We start from the raw sequence: 21,049 nt of genomic DNA on the forward strand, positions 1-21,049 counted from the left end.
ATGAAAAAGAATGAAAAGATCAGGATGCCGTTAGGAATCATTTCTGTTTTCAAGAATGAAATACCTGAAAGATATCATTGTGCAGCGGAACCGGAGATTTTACGTATCAGTGAGACGCATATACGGATTCGGACAATAGATCAGGCCGTATCCTGGGGAGAAGAAGTGTATTCACCAAGACTTCATCAGAACTGTATGAATCCTGAAAATATTACACTGTATCCACTGGAGATTGAGTGGAATGGGGATAAAATTACGGTTTCAGATCATTATGGGATGAAAAGGTGGATAACCGGGGAAAAGTTACCGGAAATTCAAGACTGGAATCTAAAACTGAAAAAATTAAGATGTAATCCCTGCAGAAACTGTGGAAGATGTTAGGAAACGAAAGAAAAGAGGGGAAAATATGAATTATTCAGAATGTATAGAAAATGCAAGAACACGTATTGGAAATTATTGTAAAGCCTGTCCGGAGTGTAACGGACGTGCCTGTAAGAACCAGATGCCGGGACCGGGCGCAAAGGGAGTAGGGGATACAGCTATCCGCAATTATGACAAATGGAAGGAAATCCGTGTACAGATGGATACAATTGCCGAGAATAAACCGGTGGATACATCACTGGAGCTCTTCGGGAAGAAATTCAAATATCCGTTTTTTGCAGGTCCGGTTGGTGCAGTAGGATTACATTATGGAGACTGCCTGGATGATGTGGCATATAATGATATTCTGGTATCTTCCTGTGCAAAATACGGAATTGCTGCATTTACAGGAGATGGCGTGGACAGTAATGTGATGGTTGCAGCAACAAAAGCGATTAAGAAAACAGATGGAATCGGAATCCCGACTGTGAAACCATGGAATTTGGATGTGATTGCCGGGAAGATGGAGATGGTACATGAATCGAAAGCCCTCGCAGTGGCGATGGATATTGATGCAGCAGGGCTTCCGTTTCTTAAGAATATGGAGCCACCGGCAGGAAGTAAGACGGTAGAAGAACTCCGTCAGATTGCGAAGATGGCAGGCACACCATTTATTGTGAAAGGTGTTATGACCGTCAAAGGAGCATTGAAAGCAAAAGAGGCGGAAGCATCTGCAATTGTAGTATCGAATCATGGCGGCCGTGTACTGGATCAGTGCCCGGCGACAGCAGAAGTTCTGGAAGAGATTGCACTGGCAGTAGGTGATTCTATGAAGATATTCGTAGACGGTGGAATCCGCAGTGGTGTGGATGTATTTAAAGCACTTGCATTGGGAGCAGATGCAGTGATCATTGCAAGACCATTTGTGACAGCTGTATACGGAGGCGCAGAAGAAGGCGTGAAATCTTATATCGAAAAGCTGGGAACAGAACTGGAAGATACGATGAAAATGTGTGGAGTGACGAGTCTGGAAGAGATTGACAGGGATTGTGTGTGGACAAGATTCTGATCTGCTAATCCCACATTTTTAGAAAGTCCTGAATCTCCTCCGGGAGTTGTTCTTTTCTCCATGCCAGCAGGATCTCTGTAGTAAGATCTGCGCCTGAGATCCTGCATGATGTAAGTTTTGAAGAAAGCGTCTGCATTGAAGCAGGAAGGATAGCAATACCAAGCCCTTTTTCTGCCATGGTCATGGCAGTGCGGGCATCTCCGCAAGTGAAATATATATCACACATCAGTCCGGCACGTTCAAAGGCTGCCAGCATATATTTACGATAGCGGTATGAAAGAATCAGCGGCTGTCTGGAAAGCTCTTTAAGCGGGATAGAAGAACGTTCCTGAAGAAGCGGGGAATCAGGAATGCTCATAGCCATAAGGCTTTCTTTTAAGAGCGGCTTTGTTTCACATCCGTTCAATGCAATGGGAGTCCGCAGAGTAGTAAGGTCGATGATCCGGTTTTCCAGCTGGTCTTTGAGTGTAAAGGTTGAGCCTTCGTGTACATCAAAACGCACTTTGGGATACTTCTTTGCAAAATGAAGAAGATGATCGGACATCATTGATACGGTGGAAGGGGTCATACCGATATGCAGAGTGGCAGACTGGCTGGATTTTATCACTTCACGTTTGGCGAGGTCGGAAAGCATCAGGAGATTTCCGGCCTGTTCGTAAAGTGTTTTCCCGGCTTCGGTTAAAGTGATTCTTTTTTTACCACGAAGAAAAAGCGGCACCTGTAATTCCTCTTCCAGCATTTTGATCTGATAGCTGAGAGGAGGCTGTGTCATATGAAGATCTCTGGCCGCACCACTGATGGTCCCGGCATCTACGATAGCACGAAAATATTCTAACTGTTTCAGTTCCATAAAATTTCCTTTCTCTATATGATAAAAATAAAAAATATAAGAGTTATTTATGAACAAAACCATATAAAAAATGTTGAATTGCCATATAAAAACAATAATTTACATATATAATAACCGATGTTATACTGAAAACGCAAGAAAAAAGAAAAGGAATGAGTAAAAATATGAAAAGAGTTGACTTTGAAAATGGAACCGTGACCGGGAATATTCTTGGTGCAGCACTTCCGATGCTCGTTGCTCAGATCTTAAACTTATTATATAACATTGTGGATCGTGTATATATTGCACGTATCCCGGAGGTGGGAACGAAAGCACTGGGGGCAGTTGGAATCTGCTTTCCGTTGATCGTGATCATTACTGCATTTGCAAATCTTTTTGGAGGCGGAGGTGCACCGCTTTTTTCTATTTCCAGAGGGAAAAGGCAGGAGAGAGAAGCCGTGTGTATTATGAATACTTCTTTTTCCATGGTTTGTGTCAGTGGTGTGATATTGATGGTGACGGGGGTACTATTTGCAAGACCGATTTTAATTTTGTTTGGAGCTTCTAAGAGTGCACTGGTGTATGCGTATCCGTATATGATGATCTATCTGCTCGGTACATTGCCGTCAATGATCGCAGTCGGGATGAATCCGTTCATCAATGCCCAGGGATATTCTGTAGTTGGAATGCTTTCTGTTGCAATCGGAGCAGTTGCGAATCTGATACTTGATCCACTGTTTATCTTTGTTCTCGGATTCGGAGTGCGGGGCGCAGCCATTGCGACCATACTGTCACAGACATTATCGGCAGCCTTTGTTCTTTTTTTCCTTACAGGAAAAGCAGAATTGAAAGTACGGTTTTTACGGAAGAATGAGATATCGGAATGTACAGGGTATGCGAAAAATATTGTAAGTCTGGGGATGGCCGGATTTATTATGCAGCTTACGAACAGCCTGGTGACAATCTGTTGTAACAACGTACTGTCTGTTACAGGCGGAGATATTTATATCTCTGTAATGACGATCATTTCCAGTGTGCGTCAGCTTGTGGAGACTCCGATCCATGCGATAAATGAAGGAACGTCTCCGATCTTAAGCTATAATTACGGGGCTCGTCGTCCTGCGCGTGTGCGAAAATCAATTGCAGTTCTGGCAGTTATGATCCTTATATATACAGGAGTGATGTGGGGAAGTATTATCATGATTCCGGAAGTCCTGATCCGGATATTCAGTTCGGATAAGACTCTTATGAAAGATGCCGTTCCGGCGTTGAAACAATATTTTGCGGCGTTTATATTTATGGATCTGCAGTATATGGGACAAACAGTATTTAAATCACTGAATAAGAAGAAGCAGGCAATCTTCTTTTCACTGCTTCGTAAAGTGTTCATTGTAGTTCCGCTTACTTATCTGATGCCATATGTATTACATATGGGAACGGATGGGGTATTCCTTGCCGAGCCGGTATCAAATGTGATCGGTGGAAGTATCTGCTTTATCACGATGCTATGTACAGTGATGCCGGAGCTGAAAAGGATGGAAGCGTAAAAGGGAAAAACTTCGTTTTTACCAGTCTGGCATGTTTAAGAAAAATTTGGTAAAATAAAAAAATCAGGAGAGAAGAAAAAAGACAGAAGAGGAGTGTGACAGAGATGGTTATATTAAATGACTATCTGTATTCCGGAGATACAGTACTTCGGATTCTTCACAATTACATCAAAGATCTGAGAAAAGATGCCAAGAAAACAGGAAATGAAATAGATATGATTCATTGTAATTTTCTGTTGCAGATCCAGGAACTTCTGGAGCATAATGATTTCTTAACTGCGCAGTCTCAGAAAATGAGAGAGTTTTACAAATATATGGCGAAAGAATATCCGTTTATGGCATTTACTTTCAAAGGAAGGATCAAATCACTGATCCGGGCAGAAGAGAAATTCAATGGTTATGTGGTGGAATTCATTTATGATTATTATGAAGAACACGGGAAATATCCGAGCATAGCAGAAGTTAAGAAACGATTGAGTTGCTTTAGAGATTTAATCGCTTACAGAATTATTATTTCAGTTCCCAGATGCCATCTGAACAGTGAAGAAGACAGAGAAGAGCAGGAGCGGAAATACCTGTATCAGATCGCAAATGTACTGCCGGGATTTTTGGAGGAGCAGGGATTTAGTGCAGAACCGGCCATGGGGATAAAGGAAAGTACATCCCCGCTTTTGAACGAATCAGTGAAACCGTATTACAGAGATTATATCTGCAGCCATAGTTCGAATAATTATCAGTCTTTACATATTACATTTTACGATAATAGTTCAAGATGTTATATGGAGGTACAGCTTCGAACCAAAATGATGGATGACATTGCAGAAATAGGCTCGGCAAATCATATCGGTTATGAAAAAGAGCAGGAACATGAACGGGCCAGAAGAGATGCAATCCCGGAAGGAGAGTGTCTGTATTTTGATGAGGCTTATGAGAGAGGAATGAAACTTCTGAATCTTAAGCTGGCTGAACTGGATGTGAATATGTTTTCGGCAGTAAATAACAGTCTGATCAATGACGGATGTGGACTTTACCGTGGAAGGTTGATTCTTCCGTATGAGCATTTGTCCAGATTCCAGAACGACCTGATTGATTAATATTTATGATTACAGGGATAAATGAACAAAAGTAAGTTTCAGTTTGCAATATAGATCAGAATATAGTATGATGTAATTCAGGGCTTTAAAGTGTAGTGCTTTAAAGTCCTGAGATTTTGAAAGGATATTTATACTATGATAGTTAAATTAATAGAACAAGTATATAGCTTTTTGTGGGGAGATTTATTGCAGATACCTCTTCCGGGAGGCGGTAGTGTCGGAATTTCACTGTTGATCATACTTCTGATACCGGCAGGAATATATTTTACCATCCGGACCAGAGTACTTCCGATCAGGTTATTTCCGGATATGGTAACGGTACTGACAGGAAAGAAAGAAGACAAGAACAGTCTGTCTACTTTTCAGACATTGATCGTATCGACAGCAACCCGTGTCGGAATGGGGAATCTGGTCGGCGTTGTTGCGGCAGTATCCGCAGGTGGTGCGGGAGCTATATTCTGGATGTGGGTGACAGCGCTGATCGGTTCTTCGACAGCATTTATAGAAGCAACACTTGCTCAGATTCATAAAGAAAAAGATCCTTTATACGGAGGTTTCCGCGGCGGACCGGCATATTATATCCATGATTATGTGGAAGGCAGGACCGGAAAGAAGAGAAAGTGCGTACTGCCTGCAGTATTATTTGCCATCTCAGGTTTGATCTGCTGGTGCGGGATCAGTCAGGTAATCAGTAATTCTGTGGCTGCATCTTTTAAAAATGCATTTTCTATTCCGCCACTTTATACGACGATCGTTCTGGTGATCCTTGCGGCGATTATCGTACTTCGTAAGAATGCGACGGTAAAAGTACTGGATCTGATGGTTCCGTTTATGGCGGTGTGTTATTTCTGCATTACGATTTTTATTATTATTACCAATATCGGAAGTCTTCCGGGGGTATTTGCAAGAATCTTCCAGGAAGCTTTCGGAATCCGCCAGGTGGCAGCCGGTGGATTTGGAGCAGTGCTGATGAACGGAGTAAAACGTGGATTATTTTCGAATGAAGCTGGTTCAGGCTCTGCGCCATGTGCGGCAGCGGCAGCAGAATGTGACAAACCGGTGAAAGCGGGATTAACACAGGCACTTGGAGTGTTTGTAGATACAATCGTAATCTGTAGCTGTACCGCTATGATCATGTTACTGGTACCGGAAAAACTGGTCGCTGGAAAAGAAGGAATGGATCTGTTACAGACTGCGATGAGATATCATCTGGGAGAATTCGGAGTGATATTCATTGCAGTGACCTTATTCCTGTTCAGTTTTTCTACATTTCTGGGAATTCTCTTTTATGCAAGATGTAATGTGGCATATCTGTTTGGTGACAAATGGTGCTGGCAGACGGCATACAAAGTATTGGCACTTGTGATGTTGTTCATTGGAGGAATTGCGACTTATACATTTGTATGGGATCTGGGAGATGTCGGAATCGGTCTGATGACGATCTTCAACATTGCAGCGTTGTACCTGATGGGAGGTCAGGCACTCGATGAACTGAAGGCATATGAGGAGTCTAAAAAATAACTGGATATAGATGAAAAGCAGTATTGTATAACGATGAAAAATCGGAATACAATACTGCTTTTTTAGTCTTTTAATACATTTGCCATATCAGCAGGAAGAGGTGCCGTAAATGACATCCATTCACCGGTGATCGGATGTGCAAATTCCATATGATGGGAATGTAAAGCCTGCCTGGTCATATGTTCCATATCTGGATTATACAGGTAATCACCGATCAGTGGAAAGCCAAGGTATTTCATATGAATACGGATCTGATGGGTACGGCCTGTCTCAAGTTTTAATGAGACCAGACTGTGTCCGTTTGCTTCTCTTATCAGTTTATAATGGGTGATGGCTTCCTCACCGTGTTCAAAATCTACCATGCGTTCAATGATTGTTCCCTCTTTTCGGGCAAGTGGGGCGCAGATTGTTCCGGATGAAGGTGTGACACGGCCCTTTACTACTGCAAGATATTCGCGGTGTACTTCCCGGTTTTTAGTCATGGTAGAAAGGATGCTTCCGCTGACAAGGTGTTTGGAGACCACAGTGAGTCCGGAGGTATCGCGGTCAAGACGGTTGCAACAGCGAAAGATAAAAGGTTTGTCCTGCTTCTGGTAGTACCATGCAAGTGCATTGGCAAGGGAATTATAATAATTGTTCATTGACGGATGAATCGGCATGCCGGCGGGTTTATTGATCACGATGATGTCTTCATCTTCGTAGATAATATCCAGTGGAATCTCCACCGGGGGGATTTTCTCAGAGCATTTTGTTTCACAGATAATGACTTTTAGAATGTCTCCGGCAGTCAGTGTCTGGCGCATATAATAATGGACACCATTTACCAGTATACTTTTTGGCATACGTTTGATTTCGGCAAGATTCTGACCGGAATATCCTTTCCTTCGTAAGAATTGTTCAATCCGGAGTCCGTCTTCTTTTTCGGTAATCAGGTATTCTATTGTACGGTTCATTGCAATTCTCCTGTAGTATAGGTATAATAATGCCAGAAACAAAATCTGGCATGTATAACGCTGATATTTATAACGCTGGTATCCATATCATATCATGAATGCCGTGGATACTAAAGCAGTAAAATCAGATAAATTAAATGTAAAAATAACAGAAAGAGAGGATGAAATGACAGGACTCAGTACACTTTGTTATATTGAAAAAGATAATAAATATCTGATGCTTCACAGAATTAAGAAGAAAAATGATGTGAATGAGGGAAAATGGATCGGTGTCGGAGGGCACTTTGAGGCAGATGAAAGCCCTGAAGAATGTGTTCTAAGAGAGGTAAAAGAAGAGACCGGGTATACGCTTACTTCTTACAGGTTCTGTGGACTTGTAACATTTGTATCGGGAGACGGAGTGACAGAATATATGTCTTTGTTTCACGCAGATGGTTTTGAAGGGGAACAGATTGCCTGTGATGAAGGCGTTTTGGAATGGGTTGATATTAATAAGATACAGGATCTGAATCTCTGGAGAGGAGATAAGATATTTTTAAAACTGATAGCAGAAAAGGTTCCGTTTTTCTCGCTGAAACTCGTTTATGACGGACATGACGGTCTGGTGTCAGCAGTGCTAAATGGAACAGAACTGGATCTGGAAAAGGTTTAGAAGGAATGGAGCAGACAGAAAGGATGAGAGATTGATGGAACAGATCAGATTGGAAAATGAACAGATAGAAGTAACTGTGAATATTCACGGAGCAGAATTGCGGTCGTTGAAAAGTAAGGCTGACGGACAGGAATATTTGTGGAATGCAGATGCAAAATACTGGGGAAGGACGTCGCCTGTGTTATTTCCATTTGTCGGCGGAGTAAAGAATAAAGTTTACAGACATGAGGGCAAAGAATATCCGATGAATCAGCATGGATTTGCAAGAGATATGGACTTTACATTGATAAGCCGGAGCACAGATGAGGCATGGCTGGCGTTGGAGGATACCGATGAAACCCGTAAAGTCTATCCGTTTCATTTCCATTTGGAGATTGGATACAGACTGGAAGGAACAGCTGTCAGGGTAATGTGGAAAGTAAAAAATACAAATGAGAAAAATATGTATTTTGCGATCGGTGCGCATCCGGCATTCTTCTGCCCGGTCAGAGAAGGCGAGAAGCAGTCAGAATATTTCCTGAAGTTTAAGGATGGAGAAGGAAATGCACCGGAATCACTGACGAATACGGTATTCGGAGAAGGTGGAGTTGTTACAACACAGAAAAAAGAATATAAGCTGACAGACGGCTTCCTTTCTATTGATGAGCATTTGTTTGACGGGGATGCGCTGGTAATTGAAGGGCATCAGATTCAAAGGGTCGCATTGACGGATCCACAGAGGAAGGAATATCTGGCAGTAGAATTTGACGCACCACTTGCAGGAATCTGGTCACCACCGAAAAAACAGGCTCCGTTTGTATGCATTGAACCATGGTATGGACGTTGTGACAGTGAAAGATTCGACGGGGAATTAAAAGACAGAGACTGGGAAAATGCTCTGGAAGCGGGCGGAGAATTTGAGGCTTCATACAAAATTATTATTGAATAATTTTTTCAGAATATTTTATAGAATTTATATGGATAACTTTGGGGAATCGGTTATAATAAGCATGTAGTTACATGATAATAGTCATTACGAAAGAGAGGAAATAGATATGGCAGTTATACATTTGTCAAAAGATAATTTTAATGAAGAAGTACTGGAGTCAAAAGTACCTGTAATGGTAGATTTCTGGGCAACATGGTGCGGACCATGCAAGACGATGGCACCGATCGTGGAAGAGATTGCAGAAGAACGTACAGATATCAAAGTATGCAAAATTGACGTAGATCAGGAACCGGAACTTGCAAGACAGTATCGTGTAATGTCTATCCCGACATTTCTGGTGTTCAAAGACGGAGAAGTCGTTAAGAGAGATATGGGTGTGATGTCCAAGGACGAGCTGGAAGGTCTGATTGTTTAATGTGTGAAAAGGTTGATATCCGGCCGGAATAAAATAAAAGGTACATTCCTGTGCAGACTTTAATGCAAGGGAATGTACCTTTTATTTTTATCGCCATGCGTTCGTAAGGAACTTCCAATGGCGGATTTTTTGTAGTTCTGTGTTTGATCCATTCATTAGTGGATTAAATTCCAAGCACATCTTTGATGGAATAGAACCCAGGGCATTTCCCTTCAAGATAAGCAGCACAGTCACAGGCTCCTCTTGCAAAGCATTCCCAGTTATAGGAGTGATGGGTAATTTCCAGACGTTCGCCCATGCCTCCGAAGTATACGGTATGGCTGCTTGGAATATTGCCGGCACGAAGGGAATGATAGCCGATGGTTCCAGGTTCACGAGGTGATTCGCCTTCACGTCCGTAGACTGCAATATCACTAAGCTCTTTGCCGAGAGCATGAGCCATGATCTCACCCATCTCTTTAGAAGTTCCGCTTGGTGCATCCTTCTTCCACTGATCATGCATTTCCAGAATCTCGATATCAATCTCGTCTTTTAAAGTTGCAGTAACAAGTTCCAGAAGTTTGTTCATGATATTCACAAGTTTTGAAGTGTTAGCCGCATAGAGCATCGGGATCTGTTTGCCGGCTTCTTCGAAGCGTTTCATTTCTTCAGCGGAAAATCCGGTCGATCCACATACCAGTGCTTTCTTATGGGCAATAGCAAGATCCAGAACTTCCATGGCCATTTCTTTTGTGGAAAAATCAATGATGACATCACAGGAATCAATGATACTTTCAAGGTCATCGGTTACAGGAACTCCGAGTTCGAAGCCTGTCATGGCAACAGTGCCCAGATCCTTTCCGATATAATCCCGTCCCTTTGGTGCTATTGCACCCACCAGTTCCATATCGTCACGACTGGCAGCGACCTGTGTGATCAGTTTCCCCATTTTACCTTTTGGTCCGATTACAATAACTTTCATAATAGTAGTCTCCTTTCATAAACCGGTCATATGTTGCTGAATCATATTTTATATCGCTATGCGTTCTGCAGATTCAGACATTGTATAAACTGTCTTCAGTATAGCACAGCAAGAGGCGGGTGAATATGAAGAAATAAAAAAGTGGATGAAAAATCTGAAAATTACGAAAAATGAAAGCTGTCAACCATAAGAAGGTGAGAAAATGACATTAGGTGAAAAGATATATAAGTTGAGAACAAAACGATCTATGACGCAGGAACAGCTTGCGGAAAAAATAGGAGTGTCACGACAGTCTGTATCCAAATGGGAAACAGACAGTGCCATTCCGGATATAGAAAAATTAAAATTACTGGCGGAGATTTTTGAAGTGTCCATAACAGAGCTTTTGGGGATGGAATGCGAAGAAGATACAAAACGTAAAGATGAAAAAGAAAGAATAAAGAATTATCATCCAGGGAATGGAAGGATCTGAAAAATCACGGACAGATGGGGTATTCATATGAATATAAAAACACAGGAAAGCTGTATGATGATTATACAGACGGTAAGATTATAATAAAGATCAAATATTATAATAAAGAACTGAAAAAGAATGTAGAAATATGGATAAATCCATGGGAAGGTATAGAATCACGGGAAAAGATACTGCTGAAAGACTGAAAGAAGACCGGGCTTGTAGTAAAGCCTTGAAGTATAGTATACTTAGGAAAGACAGTTTTATGAACAAAAAGATAACGGAGGAAGGAAATGAAGGGAATTATATTTGATGTAGATGGTACTTTATGGGATTCAACCGAAATGGTAGCAGTTGCATGGAATAAAGTGATCAAGGATGAAGGAATAGAACACAAAGAGCTTGAAGAAAAAGATCTGAAAAAAGAGTTTGGAAAGCCAATGGAAGCGATTGGTGAAAGTCTTTTTCCGGAGATGCCGAAAGATGAGATGATGAAGCTCATGGAGAAAATGTTGAAATATGAAAATGGATTGGTTGCGGCCGGTCCATGTGTGATATTTGAAGGTGTACAGGAGACAATTAAAAAATTAAGTGAGAAATATCCACTGTATATTGTAAGTAACTGTCAGGACGGATATATTGAAGCATTTTTGCAGTATTCAAAATTAGGAGAGTATTTTAAGGATTTCACTTGCCCGGCTTATACCGGAAGATTAAAAGGAGAGAATATCCGGATTATCATGGAAAGAAATGGTCTGAGTGAGGCGGTTTATGTTGGAGATACACAGGGAGATGCGAATTCGTGTAAGGAAGCAGAAATACCGATGATCTATGCAGCTTACGGATTCGGCAAAGTAGAAAAAGCAGACGCTTCTATTCAATCTTTTGATGAGCTTCTGGATATGGATTTTGACAGATTATAAAATGTATACAGGATAAATGACTGAATTATAGGGAATATAAGGGTAAAAAAGATTGCATTTTACATGGAAAAATACTATAATTCTCTTATATTTATTTCGTAGAAAAATACTAGAAAAGCAGAGGTATAGATTATGAAAAAAAGAGTTGTAGTTGCATTAGGACACAGAGCACTTGGTACGACATTACCAGAACAGAAAGAGGCAGTAAAGAAGACTGCGAAAGTTATCGGTGATTTGATTGAAAAAGGATATCAGGTTGCAATTACACACAGTAATGCACCTCAGGTTGGTATGATCCATACAGCAATGAATGAATTTGCCAAAGAACATGAAGAGTATACGGCAGCACCAATGTCTGTATGTTCTGCTATGAGTCAGGGCTATATCGGATACGACCTTCAGAATGCAATCCGTGAAGAATTGATGAATCGTGGTATTTACAGAACTGTCAGTACAGTTCTGACACAGGTGATCGTTGATCCGTACGATGAAGCGTTCTATACACCAACAAAAGTTCTGGGACGTTATATGGATGCAGAAGAGGCAAGTGCCGAGCGCAAAAAAGGTAATTATGTAGTAGAAGAGCCTGGAAAAGGATTCCGCCGTATTGTATCTGCACCGAATCCGGTCAACATCGTAGAGATTGATGCGATCAAAGCATTACTGGATGCAGATCAGGTTGTTATAGCCTGCGGAGGAGGCGGTATTCCGGTACTGGAACAGGATCATCGCCTGAAAGGAGCAAGTGCCGTAATCGAAAAAGATCTGACTGCAGGAAAGATGGCAGAAGAGACAGATGCCGATGAACTGATCATTCTGACAAGTGTTGAGAAAGTTAAGATCAACATGGACAGACCGGAAGAGGAAGAGCTTGGAGAGATCAGCGTCGCTCAGGCAAAAGAATACATGGAAGAAGGACATTTTGGAAAATATAACATGTATCCAAAATTCAGAGCAGCAGTTGAATTTCTCGAAAAGAGAGAAGGAAGAAGTGCGCTGATCACATCATTTGACAAATTCGATGAAGCACTTAAGGGAAAAACCGGTACAGTGATTAGATAAGAACAGGAATAATTTGCTGAAAATGAGACATACTGTTGTAGAGATTTTACAAGGAGGGATGTTTCATGGAAGCAAAGGTTATAGACGGATGTATCTCCTGCGGAGCATGTATCGCAACATGTCCGGAGGTGTTCCGATTTGATGAAGACGGCCTGGCAGAAGCTTATGCCAAAGTGACACCGGAACATGAAAGTGCAGCAATAGAGGCCAAAGAAGAGTGTCCGGTGGCTGTTATTATGATCGAAGAATAAAAAGGAAAACGGTCTGTATAGACGCAGTGTAGCACTGTGGATGTACAGGCTGTTTTTTTGACCGGAGAAGGGGGCTTTGCATATTTTAAAACAGGACTCTTTATTACAGAAAATGAGTATAAAATGGAATAAAGAGCAGAATATTGTCAAAACAGGTGAGGGAAGATGGCAAAAGTTCGATTAAGTGAATGGAAGAAAAAAGAAGTGATCAACTGCTGTGACTGTAAAAAGCTTGGTTATATAGAGGATTTGATCATTGATGAATGTAAAGGATGCATAGAGGCCCTGGTGGTACCGGAGGGAGGAAAATGGTGTAATTTTTTCGGAGATGGGACGGAGTATATCATTCCTTTTTCCTGCATTAAAAGGATTGGTCCGGACCTGATTCTGGTGGAAATCCATGAAGAAAAATAGGAGAAATTTGTTTGACTTATGTTTGTGGAAAAGATATACTGTATTTGAATATAAAGACAGTATAATGGACAGAAAGGAACGATTCAGATGAAGTGCCCATATTGCAATAATCCGGATACAAGAGTTATCGATTCCAGACCGGCAGAAGACGGGAGTTCTATCAGACGCCGCCGTTCATGTGATGTATGCGGCAAACGTTTTACGACATATGAGAAAGTAGAGACAATTCCACTGACTGTGATCAAAAAGGACAATACAAGAGAGCAGTATGATCGTCGGAAAGTAGAGAATGGAGTTGTGCGTGCTTGCTATAAACGACCGGTTGCAACAGCAGATATTCAGAAAGTTGTTGACAGAATAGAGACAAAAGTTTTCAGCCTGGAGGAAAAAGAGATTCCAAGCAGTGCGATCGGAGAAGCAGTCATGGATGAACTGAAGGCACTGGATGAAGTTGCTTATGTCAGATTTGCATCTGTTTACAGAGAATTTAAAGATGTAAGTACGTTTATGGATGAATTAAAGAAGATATTAGAATAAGAATGAATTGCTTATAAAGTAATAAAGTGATAGAATATAAGGGAGAAGCAAAAAATTATTTGCTTCTCCCTTTTTCAAAAAGAAAACAGATATAGAATTATCTTTACAGTATATGGAAATAATAGAAACAGATAAAATGATAGAAGATGAACGATAGAATAGATTGGGTGAAATAATATGAGAACATATAAGTTAACCATTTCCTATGATGGAAGCAGATATCAGGGATGGCAGAGACAGGCCACAACAGATAACACAATACAGTATATTCTGGAGTGGAGTATCGGTAAACTGGTTGGATATCGTGTGCATATAGATGGATCGGGAAGAACAGATGCGGGTGTTCATGCACGTGGACAGGTTGCAAGTGTGAAACTTTCTAAATTATATGATACCAAGGAACTCAAAGATTCACTGAACAGATATCTTCCGGAAGATATCCGTATTGTGAAAGTAGAACTTGCCAAGAATGGTTTTCATGCACGCAAGAGTGCCAAAGGGAAAAAATACGAATATTATATTGACTGTCGTGAAAAACCGGATGTTTTTTCCAGAAGATATTGCTATCATTATCCGGAAAAACTGGACATCGAGGCAATGCGTGATGCAACAAAATATCTGATAGGACCAAAGAATTTTACAAGTTTTACGGATGATAAAGAATGCAAAGATCCAATCCGTAAGATTACAAACATTAAGATAGTAAGCAGCGGAGAAAAAGTGCGGATCACCTATTACGGAACCGGATTTTTATATCATATGGTAAGAATCCTTACAGGAACACTTCTGGAGATTGGTGCAGGAAAGAGGGATGCATCCATGCTGCCGGTCGTAATTGCAGCAGAGGACAGAAGCCTTGCAGGATTTTTAGCTCCGGCAAGAGGATTGTTTTTAAGAAAAGTATATTATTAAACTGCGCCTATATGGGTGAATCCGGGACAAAAAAGTAAGAACGGTCGGGAGGAAGATATGAAGTTTATATCGTGGAATGTCAACGGAATCCGTGCATGTGCACAAAAAGGATTTATGGATATTTTTAATGAAGCGGATGCAGATATTTTCTGTATACAGGAATCAAAGATGCAGGCTGGGCAGCTGGAACTAGATACGCCGGGATATCATCAGTACTGGAATTATGCTGAGAGAAAAGGTTATTCCGGAACGGCAATCTTTACAAAAGAAGAGCCTCTTTCCGTGAGCTATGGATTGGGAATAGAAGAACATGATAAAGAAGGCCGTGTGATTACGTTAGAGTTTGAAGACTTTTATTTTATTACAGTCTATACACCAAATTCACAGAGCGAACTTGCACGACTGGATTACAGAATGCGATGGGAAGATGCGTTTCTTGCATATCTTAAGAAATTAGAAGAAAAGAAACCGGTGATCTTCTGCGGAGATCTTAATGTAGCACATAAAGAGATTGATTTGAAGAATCCGAAAACCAATCGTAAAAATGCGGGATTTACGGATGAGGAGAGAGGAAAATTTACGAATCTGTTAAATGCGGGGTTCATTGATACGTTCCGCTATTTTTATCCGGATGCAGAGGGAATCTATTCTTGGTGGTCATACCGCTTCAGTGCAAGAAAGAAGAATGCAGGCTGGCGTATTGACTATTTCTGTGTATCTGAAAGCCTGAAAGACAGGATAAAAGATGCGAAAATCCTGACTGAGATCATGGGGTCGGACCATTGCCCCGTGGAACTTGATTTTGAATAAAAACATATAAAAAGAAAAACATAAGCGAACCGTGCAATATTTATTGCACGGTTCGCTTATGTTTAAGAAACAGTATTGTATGAATATCGGTTGGTCAAAAAAATTTTATAGAAATCCGCCGTCAACTCCGATGATCTGTCCGGTCATATATTCTGGAGCATGTACAATATTCCATACCATCTGAGCGATTTCTTTCGGAGTACCATATCTGCCGGCCGGAATTTCTTCTTCAAGAGCCTTTCTCTCTTCGCTGGTAAGCTGATCATTCATAGAGGTATCGATTACTCCGCAGGCAATCGCATTAACCTGAACGTTACTCGGTGCGAGTTCTTTGGCGAGCGCTTTGGTAAATCCGTTGATGCCGGACTTGGAAGCAGAGTATGCAACTTCACAGGAAGCACCGGATGTCCCCCACATGGAAGAAATATTGATGATTTTTCCGGAACGTTTGGAAACCATCGGAGGAATCGCCTGTCTGCAACAGTAAAATACGGAAGAAAGATTAGTTTGAATGATCCGGTTCCAGTCCTCATCTGTCATATCAGTCAGAAGATTAATATAGGAAATACCTGCATTGTTGACGAGTACATCAAGATGTGTACATTCCTGATAAATTTTATTGTAAATTGCCCGTACGTGGTCAGGATTTCCTACATTACCCGGTACAAGTGTACATGGAGTATGGTATTTTTCGGTGATATATGCCCGGAGCTTTTTGAGCTCATCTACAGAAGAAGAGCAATTCAAAAATGTATGATATCCGCGGGAAGCGAATAAAAGTGCGATGCTTTTCCCGATGCCTCTGGAAGCACCTGTAATAAAGATTGTTTTTTGTTCCATAATTTATCTCCCCCTGATCAATTTATAGTGCCAGGATATCCAAACCGCCATGCGCTTGAAAGGGACAGCAGGCGGCGGGGTCCAAAGGCAACTTTTCTTTTATTATATACTGAAATTATTGTCATTTAAAGTATCAGGTGATATTATTTATATATTAAAGACATAACTAATCAGGCCGTATCATCGGCTCCAAAGACCATATGCGATAAAAGAGAGGTACCATTATGATTAATAAGGCAATTGAATTTGCCACGAGAGCACATGCGGGACAGTTCAGGAAAGGAACCAGGAGGCCATATATTGTGCATCCGATCGAAGTGGGAGATATTGTCTCAACGATGACGCAGGACGAGGAGATTATCAGTGCAGCAGTTTTACATGATACGATTGAAGATTGTGAAGGTGTATCGAGAGAAATCCTTGCACGGGAATTTTCGGAACGAGTGGCAGGAATTGTAGCACAGGAAAGCGAAGATAAAACCAAGACATGGATGGAACGCAAGTCTGCAACGATCGAACATATACGAAATGCACCGAGAGAAGTACAGATGGTAGGATTGGCGGACAAGTTATCGAATATGCGCGATATTGACAGGGATTATCCGGTATATGGAGAAGAACTATGGAACCGTTTCAGGATGAAGGATAAAAAGATCATAGGCTGGTATTATATAGGAATCAGAGATGCGTTAAAAGATGCATTTGAGGGAGTAGAAGCTTATGAAGAGTACAGCAGGCTTGTTCATAAGAATTTCGAGTGAAGAAAGTTATGCAAAAGAAGTTGAAAATATTCGCTTTTCTTGCATAGCGGGATGTAAAAAGGCAGGGTATTGCGTAGCGCAGTACCCTGAATTATTCAGAGGTGGTAATAGATGTCGGAAGTAAGAAAACATATGATATTCCATGGAAGAGTACAAGGCGTGGGATTTCGTTATACAGCAAAATATCTGGCAAGATCTATGAATCTGACCGGATGGGTGAAGAATGAATATGATGGGACGGTAGTTATGGAAGTACAGGGAAGAGAGACTCTGATCTTTGAACTCATGAAGGGATTGAACCGGAACCAGTTTATCCAGATTGACTGGATTGATACCGAAGAGATGGAGCCGGAACTGGAAAGTAGTTTTGAAGTAAAGTATTAAGAAGAATTTTCTGTGTACACTGTTAAAATAAGTATGTTATACTAAAAGTACTTTAAAAGAGGGCGGATAAGGAGAAAACAAATGGAAATAGAAACAGACAACAAAAAAAGTGTAAAAGGAAGAATTGTAACAGCGGCATGGCAGTTGTTTTATGAAAAAGGATATAATGGAACAACGGTAGATGACATTATTGAATTGTCAGGAACATCCAAAGGATCGTTCTATTATTATTTTAATACCAAAGATGAATTGTTGAATACATTGTCGATTATTCTGGATGATAATTACGAAGTGTTAAAGACCAAGATGGATCCGGATATGAACTGTTATGAGAAGCTTCTTTATCTAAACTACGAAGCACATTCGATGCTGGAAGAAAAGATCAGCATTGATCTTCTGGCTTCGCTTTATTCAACACAGCTTGTAGCACAGGGGCACAGATCACTTTTGGATCAGAACCGGACATATTATAAACTGATCAGCAGTGTGATCGATGAAGGACAAAAAAGAGGAGAGATATCGGATGAAGTACCGGTGAATGAACTGGTCAGATATTACTCGATGTGTGAACGTGCGCTGGTTTCGGACTGGTGTTTGAACAAAGGAGCATATTCATTGGGAGAATATTCCAAACAATGTATGCCAATCATGTTGGAACATTTTAAAAAATAAGAGATATATAAAGAACTTGCCAGTTGCAGATCGTACAGCTGGCAAGTTTTTTATATACGTATTTTATTAATGCATTTTTAATGCGGTGTTACGGCCGGTTCCGAAATGGTCGTTTTTCAAGATTTCAAACGCTTTCTCATAGTTTCCCTTTCTCATATAAGAAATCATTTTTTTCAGATTGTCATTTGTTCTGGGAATTTTCATCCCGTTTCGGATAGAATACTGGCCAATGCGGATCAGTTCGGAAAGATTATTTTCATAGATCCGGTTGATTCTGTCATTGTCAAAAATACTGATAATCTCCATATGCATGGCAGTATCTGCAATCTCCCATTCATACAGATCGCCTGCAGCGGCGCACATACGCACGACTTTCTCTTCAATACGGTAAGAATACTCTTCGTACCGCCCGGAGGTAAAAATCTGACGGAAAGCGGCCCCCTCTAATAATTCCCGTAACTGATAAATCTCATTGATATCTTTATCTGTAATTTCTTTTACAGTCATAGATTTGTAATAGTCCGAGACAATAAGTCCTTCGACCTGAAGCATCTGGATCGCAGTGCGTACCGGGCTTCGGCTCATTTCGAGCTCTTTGGTGAGCATAGCCTCGGTAAGGACCATGCCCGGAGGATAGGTAAGATTCAGAATATTTTCTTTGATGGTATGATAAGCCTGTGTGGCAAGAGACGGACTTTTTTCTGCCATAGTAAATGCCCCCTTCAAATAGTACTTTCACAATAACGTAGTAAGTTATAGCAGTGCATATCAGCTTTTATATAAAAGTATACATTTTCTGTATTTGTATACAAATTATAACGTGTTTTCAAAGAAAATTCAAGGTTGTGTGTTGACTTTTTGAGAAATGAGTGATATAGTCACAGTAGAAATGATTTGTATACAAATTTAAAAAACGTATACAAAAGCACGGAGCGGACATAACAGAATGTTTATGTGTCACGTGCCGGGAGCAAAAAGAACATAACAGGTTAAAAAGGAAGGTAATAAGGATGAAATTAGGATTTATCGGTACAGGTAACATGGCATCAGCAATTATGGGCGGAATTATCAAGAATAATGTAATTCCTGCAGAAGAAATTATCGGGGCAGATCTTTTTGCACCTGGAAGAGAAAGAGTTCAGAAAGAATACGGAATCAATGTAACAGCAGACAATAAAGAAGTTGCACAGAAAGCAGAGACAATTATTCTGTCTGTAAAACCTCAGTTTTATGAGAGCGTAATTGCTGATATCAAAGATGTTGTGACAGACAAACAAATTATCATTACAATTGCACCAGGTAAGACACTTGCATGGCTTGCAGAACAGTTTGGAAAAGATGTAAAGATCGTTCGTACAATGCCTAACACACCGGCTATGGTTGGAGAAGGTATGACAGCAGTTTGCCCGAATGAACATCTTACAGAAGATGAGATCGCATATGTAAAGAGCCTTCTGGAAAGTTTCAGCCGTGCAGAGATCGTTCCTGAGCGTCTGATGGATGTAGTAACAGCAGTAAGTGGAAGTTCACCGGCGTATGTATTCATGCTGATCGAAGCTATGGCAGATGCAGCAGTTTCAGGCGGAATGCCAAGAAAACAGGCTTATCAGTTTGCAGCACAGGCTGTTCTTGGAAGTGCAAAGATGGTTCTGGATACAGGAAAACATCCTGGAGAATTAAAAGATATGGTTTGTTCACCGGCAGGAACAACAATTGAAGCTGTTCGTACATTAGAAGAGCTCGGCTTCAGAAGTTCTATCATCGAAGCTATGAAAGTATGCGAAGAGATGTCAAGAAGCTTATAAGAATAACAAAATATAGAGAAATAATGGGCGGGGATTGCAGAAAATCTGCAATCCCCGCCCATTGCGTACGCTTGAGAAAGTATGTTAGAATTTCTTTCAGATGTCTGAAAAAGTAATACCAGGTGTTGGAAGCAGATGGCTGCATTATTATATAGACAAATAGACAGGACAGGTGAGCAGATATGAAAAAAGAATTGGAATATTTTATGATTGATGGAGAATTCGGAGGAAATCAGGACTGGTTCACGAATATTGTTATGAATGTTGGTGGATGTGGAGCTGCAACGGCATGTGACAGCTGTATTTATCTGGCAAAATATAAGGGAATGAAAAAATTATATCCGTTCGATCTTGAACAGATGGATAAAGAAGCATACAAAAAATTCAGTCAGATTATGAAACCATACATCCGTCCAAGAGTTCAGGGCGTAAAAAAGCCGGAATGGTATATTGAAGGTCTGGCAAAATATATTTCAGATGTGAATGAAAAATATGGAACGGATTATCAGATTGATATGGAAAAATTCGACGGGACAGGTACTGCAGAAGAGGCAGAGAAGATCATATGCGAACAGATTGATAAGGGACTTCCGGTACCATATCTGATGTTGAGACATTTGAATGTTGAAAAGTACAAAGATTTCATCTGGCACTGGTTTCTTGTGGTCGGATATGAAAAGAATGAACAGGGTATGTGGATCGATGTGGCTACTTACGGGGAAAAAGTCAGACTGGATCTAATGGAGTTGTGGAAAACGGGCTGTGAAGAAAAAGGTGGAATCGTAATATATGAGTTGAAAAATACGGAGGTGCAGAGTAAAAATGAATAATTAAAATAAAAATGACCATATTTCATATTTTTAACACAAATTCTTGTTAAAATATTTATAACTGT

26 protein-coding genes are annotated in these 21,049 nt (G+C 40.6%); 21 read left to right on the plus strand and 5 right to left on the minus strand.

Annotated features, from left to right (window positions below):
* Both NCY30_RS01935 and NCY30_RS01940 read left to right on the plus strand, forming a co-directional pair.
* The gene (locus NCY30_RS01935; protein ID WP_055194838.1) at nt 1-381 is read left to right on the plus strand and encodes a hypothetical protein; all 381 of its coding nucleotides are present in this window, start codon (nt 1-3) and stop codon (nt 379-381) included.
* Nucleotides 382-406: 25 nt separating this feature from the next.
* Nucleotides 407-1,429, plus strand: coding sequence for an alpha-hydroxy-acid oxidizing protein (locus tag NCY30_RS01940; protein WP_250818433.1), 1,023 nt, complete (start codon nt 407-409; stop codon nt 1,427-1,429).
* Between the two features lie 4 nt (nt 1,430-1,433).
* Here NCY30_RS01940 and NCY30_RS01945 read toward each other — a convergent pair whose 3' ends face one another.
* Nucleotides 1,434-2,279 carry a LysR family transcriptional regulator gene (locus tag NCY30_RS01945; RefSeq protein WP_022416246.1) on the minus strand — a complete coding sequence of 282 codons (846 nt, stop codon included), beginning with the start codon at nt 2,277-2,279 and terminating at the stop codon, nt 1,434-1,436.
* A gap of 164 nt (nt 2,280-2,443) precedes the next feature.
* Here NCY30_RS01945 and NCY30_RS01950 point away from each other — a divergent pair, with 164 nt between their 5' ends.
* From NCY30_RS01950 to NCY30_RS01960, 3 genes are all read left to right on the plus strand, one after another.
* A complete protein-coding gene (locus tag NCY30_RS01950) occupies nt 2,444-3,805 on the plus strand; it encodes an MATE family efflux transporter (protein ID WP_250818434.1) in 1,362 nt (453 codons plus the stop codon).
* A 104-nt stretch (nt 3,806-3,909) separates the two neighbouring features.
* On the plus strand, nt 3,910-4,899 hold the full coding sequence (locus NCY30_RS01955; RefSeq protein WP_055214947.1) for a guanosine polyphosphate pyrophosphohydrolase: 990 nt from the start codon (nt 3,910-3,912) through the stop codon (nt 4,897-4,899).
* Between the two features lie 135 nt (nt 4,900-5,034).
* Nucleotides 5,035-6,420: an alanine/glycine:cation symporter family protein gene (locus tag NCY30_RS01960; protein ID WP_006426415.1), complete on the plus strand. Its 1,386-nt coding sequence runs from the start codon at nt 5,035-5,037 to the stop codon at nt 6,418-6,420.
* A 62-nt stretch (nt 6,421-6,482) separates the two neighbouring features.
* Here NCY30_RS01960 and NCY30_RS01965 read toward each other — a convergent pair whose 3' ends face one another.
* Nucleotides 6,483-7,373, minus strand: a complete 891-nt coding sequence (locus NCY30_RS01965) for an RluA family pseudouridine synthase (protein WP_006426414.1) — start codon at nt 7,371-7,373, stop codon at nt 6,483-6,485.
* A gap of 166 nt (nt 7,374-7,539) precedes the next feature.
* Between NCY30_RS01965 and NCY30_RS01970 the strand changes: the two genes are divergently transcribed.
* The 3 genes from NCY30_RS01970 (at nt 7,540) to trxA (ending at nt 9,368) form a co-directional block, all read left to right on the plus strand.
* Entirely contained in the window at nt 7,540-8,025 is a 486-nt protein-coding gene (locus tag NCY30_RS01970; RefSeq protein WP_055194938.1) for an NUDIX hydrolase, read from the plus strand.
* A gap of 34 nt (nt 8,026-8,059) precedes the next feature.
* Nucleotides 8,060-8,953 (plus strand): aldose 1-epimerase family protein, encoded by an 894-nt coding sequence (locus tag NCY30_RS01975; protein ID WP_055182416.1) that lies wholly within the window; start codon nt 8,060-8,062, stop codon nt 8,951-8,953.
* Nucleotides 8,954-9,059: 106 nt separating this feature from the next.
* Nucleotides 9,060-9,368: a thioredoxin gene (trxA, locus tag NCY30_RS01980; RefSeq protein WP_006426411.1), complete on the plus strand. Its 309-nt coding sequence runs from the start codon at nt 9,060-9,062 to the stop codon at nt 9,366-9,368.
* Nucleotides 9,369-9,531: 163 nt separating this feature from the next.
* Here the strand turns inward: trxA and dapB are convergent, their stop codons facing one another.
* Complete coding sequence (gene dapB, locus NCY30_RS01985; protein WP_250818435.1) at nt 9,532-10,329, minus strand: 4-hydroxy-tetrahydrodipicolinate reductase; 798 nt, start codon at nt 10,327-10,329, stop codon at nt 9,532-9,534.
* A gap of 202 nt (nt 10,330-10,531) precedes the next feature.
* On the opposite strand from dapB, the gene NCY30_RS01990 reads away from it, so the two are divergent.
* The 8 genes from NCY30_RS01990 (at nt 10,532) to NCY30_RS02025 (ending at nt 15,692) form a co-directional block, all read left to right on the plus strand.
* The gene (locus NCY30_RS01990; protein WP_173787690.1) at nt 10,532-10,801 is read left to right on the plus strand and encodes a helix-turn-helix domain-containing protein; all 270 of its coding nucleotides are present in this window, start codon (nt 10,532-10,534) and stop codon (nt 10,799-10,801) included.
* 275 nt (nt 10,802-11,076) lie between these two features.
* Nucleotides 11,077-11,706 (plus strand): HAD family hydrolase, encoded by a 630-nt coding sequence (locus NCY30_RS01995; protein WP_055214951.1) that lies wholly within the window; start codon nt 11,077-11,079, stop codon nt 11,704-11,706.
* Nucleotides 11,707-11,838: 132 nt separating this feature from the next.
* On the plus strand, nt 11,839-12,768 hold the full coding sequence (gene arcC / locus NCY30_RS02000; protein ID WP_215727213.1) for a carbamate kinase: 930 nt from the start codon (nt 11,839-11,841) through the stop codon (nt 12,766-12,768).
* 65 nt (nt 12,769-12,833) lie between these two features.
* A complete protein-coding gene (locus NCY30_RS02005) occupies nt 12,834-13,019 on the plus strand; it encodes a ferredoxin (RefSeq protein ID WP_022416257.1) in 186 nt (61 codons plus the stop codon).
* 165 nt (nt 13,020-13,184) lie between these two features.
* Complete coding sequence (locus NCY30_RS02010) at nt 13,185-13,433, plus strand: YlmC/YmxH family sporulation protein (protein ID WP_006426404.1); 249 nt, start codon at nt 13,185-13,187, stop codon at nt 13,431-13,433.
* Nucleotides 13,434-13,520: 87 nt separating this feature from the next.
* A complete protein-coding gene (nrdR, locus tag NCY30_RS02015) occupies nt 13,521-13,970 on the plus strand; it encodes a transcriptional regulator NrdR (RefSeq protein WP_006426403.1) in 450 nt (149 codons plus the stop codon).
* Nucleotides 13,971-14,147: 177 nt separating this feature from the next.
* Nucleotides 14,148-14,882, plus strand: a complete 735-nt coding sequence (gene truA / locus NCY30_RS02020) for a tRNA pseudouridine(38-40) synthase TruA (RefSeq protein ID WP_006426402.1) — start codon at nt 14,148-14,150, stop codon at nt 14,880-14,882.
* Between the two features lie 57 nt (nt 14,883-14,939).
* Complete coding sequence (locus NCY30_RS02025) at nt 14,940-15,692, plus strand: exodeoxyribonuclease III (RefSeq protein ID WP_006426401.1); 753 nt, start codon at nt 14,940-14,942, stop codon at nt 15,690-15,692.
* 105 nt (nt 15,693-15,797) lie between these two features.
* Here the strand turns inward: NCY30_RS02025 and ymfI are convergent, their stop codons facing one another.
* Complete coding sequence (gene ymfI, locus NCY30_RS02030; protein ID WP_006426400.1) at nt 15,798-16,532, minus strand: elongation factor P 5-aminopentanone reductase; 735 nt, start codon at nt 16,530-16,532, stop codon at nt 15,798-15,800.
* Between the two features lie 224 nt (nt 16,533-16,756).
* Between ymfI and NCY30_RS02035 the strand changes: the two genes are divergently transcribed.
* The 3 genes from NCY30_RS02035 to NCY30_RS02045 all read left to right on the plus strand — a co-directional run bounded on the left by NCY30_RS02035 (nt 16,757) and on the right by NCY30_RS02045 (nt 18,349).
* A complete protein-coding gene (locus tag NCY30_RS02035; RefSeq protein WP_006426399.1) occupies nt 16,757-17,293 on the plus strand; it encodes an HD domain-containing protein in 537 nt (178 codons plus the stop codon).
* Between the two features lie 111 nt (nt 17,294-17,404).
* Nucleotides 17,405-17,677, plus strand: a complete 273-nt coding sequence (locus NCY30_RS02040) for an acylphosphatase (RefSeq protein WP_006426398.1) — start codon at nt 17,405-17,407, stop codon at nt 17,675-17,677.
* A gap of 81 nt (nt 17,678-17,758) precedes the next feature.
* Nucleotides 17,759-18,349: a TetR/AcrR family transcriptional regulator gene (locus tag NCY30_RS02045; RefSeq protein WP_055303516.1), complete on the plus strand. Its 591-nt coding sequence runs from the start codon at nt 17,759-17,761 to the stop codon at nt 18,347-18,349.
* A gap of 66 nt (nt 18,350-18,415) precedes the next feature.
* Here the strand turns inward: NCY30_RS02045 and NCY30_RS02050 are convergent, their stop codons facing one another.
* Nucleotides 18,416-19,057 carry a GntR family transcriptional regulator gene (locus tag NCY30_RS02050; RefSeq protein ID WP_006426396.1) on the minus strand — a complete coding sequence of 214 codons (642 nt, stop codon included), beginning with the start codon at nt 19,055-19,057 and terminating at the stop codon, nt 18,416-18,418.
* A 302-nt stretch (nt 19,058-19,359) separates the two neighbouring features.
* Here NCY30_RS02050 and proC point away from each other — a divergent pair, with 302 nt between their 5' ends.
* Together proC and NCY30_RS02060 are read left to right on the plus strand one after the other, a co-directional pair.
* On the plus strand, nt 19,360-20,154 hold the full coding sequence (proC, locus tag NCY30_RS02055) for a pyrroline-5-carboxylate reductase (RefSeq protein WP_006426395.1): 795 nt from the start codon (nt 19,360-19,362) through the stop codon (nt 20,152-20,154).
* Between the two features lie 182 nt (nt 20,155-20,336).
* Nucleotides 20,337-20,984 (plus strand): hypothetical protein, encoded by a 648-nt coding sequence (locus NCY30_RS02060; protein WP_006426394.1) that lies wholly within the window; start codon nt 20,337-20,339, stop codon nt 20,982-20,984.
* Nucleotides 20,985-21,049: the final 65 nt, after the last annotated feature.

The sequence above is a fragment of the Dorea sp. MB18-49 genome (assembly GCF_023669465.1).
GTDB classification, from domain to species: Bacteria; Bacillota; Clostridia; order Lachnospirales; family Lachnospiraceae; genus Dorea_A; species Dorea_A longicatena.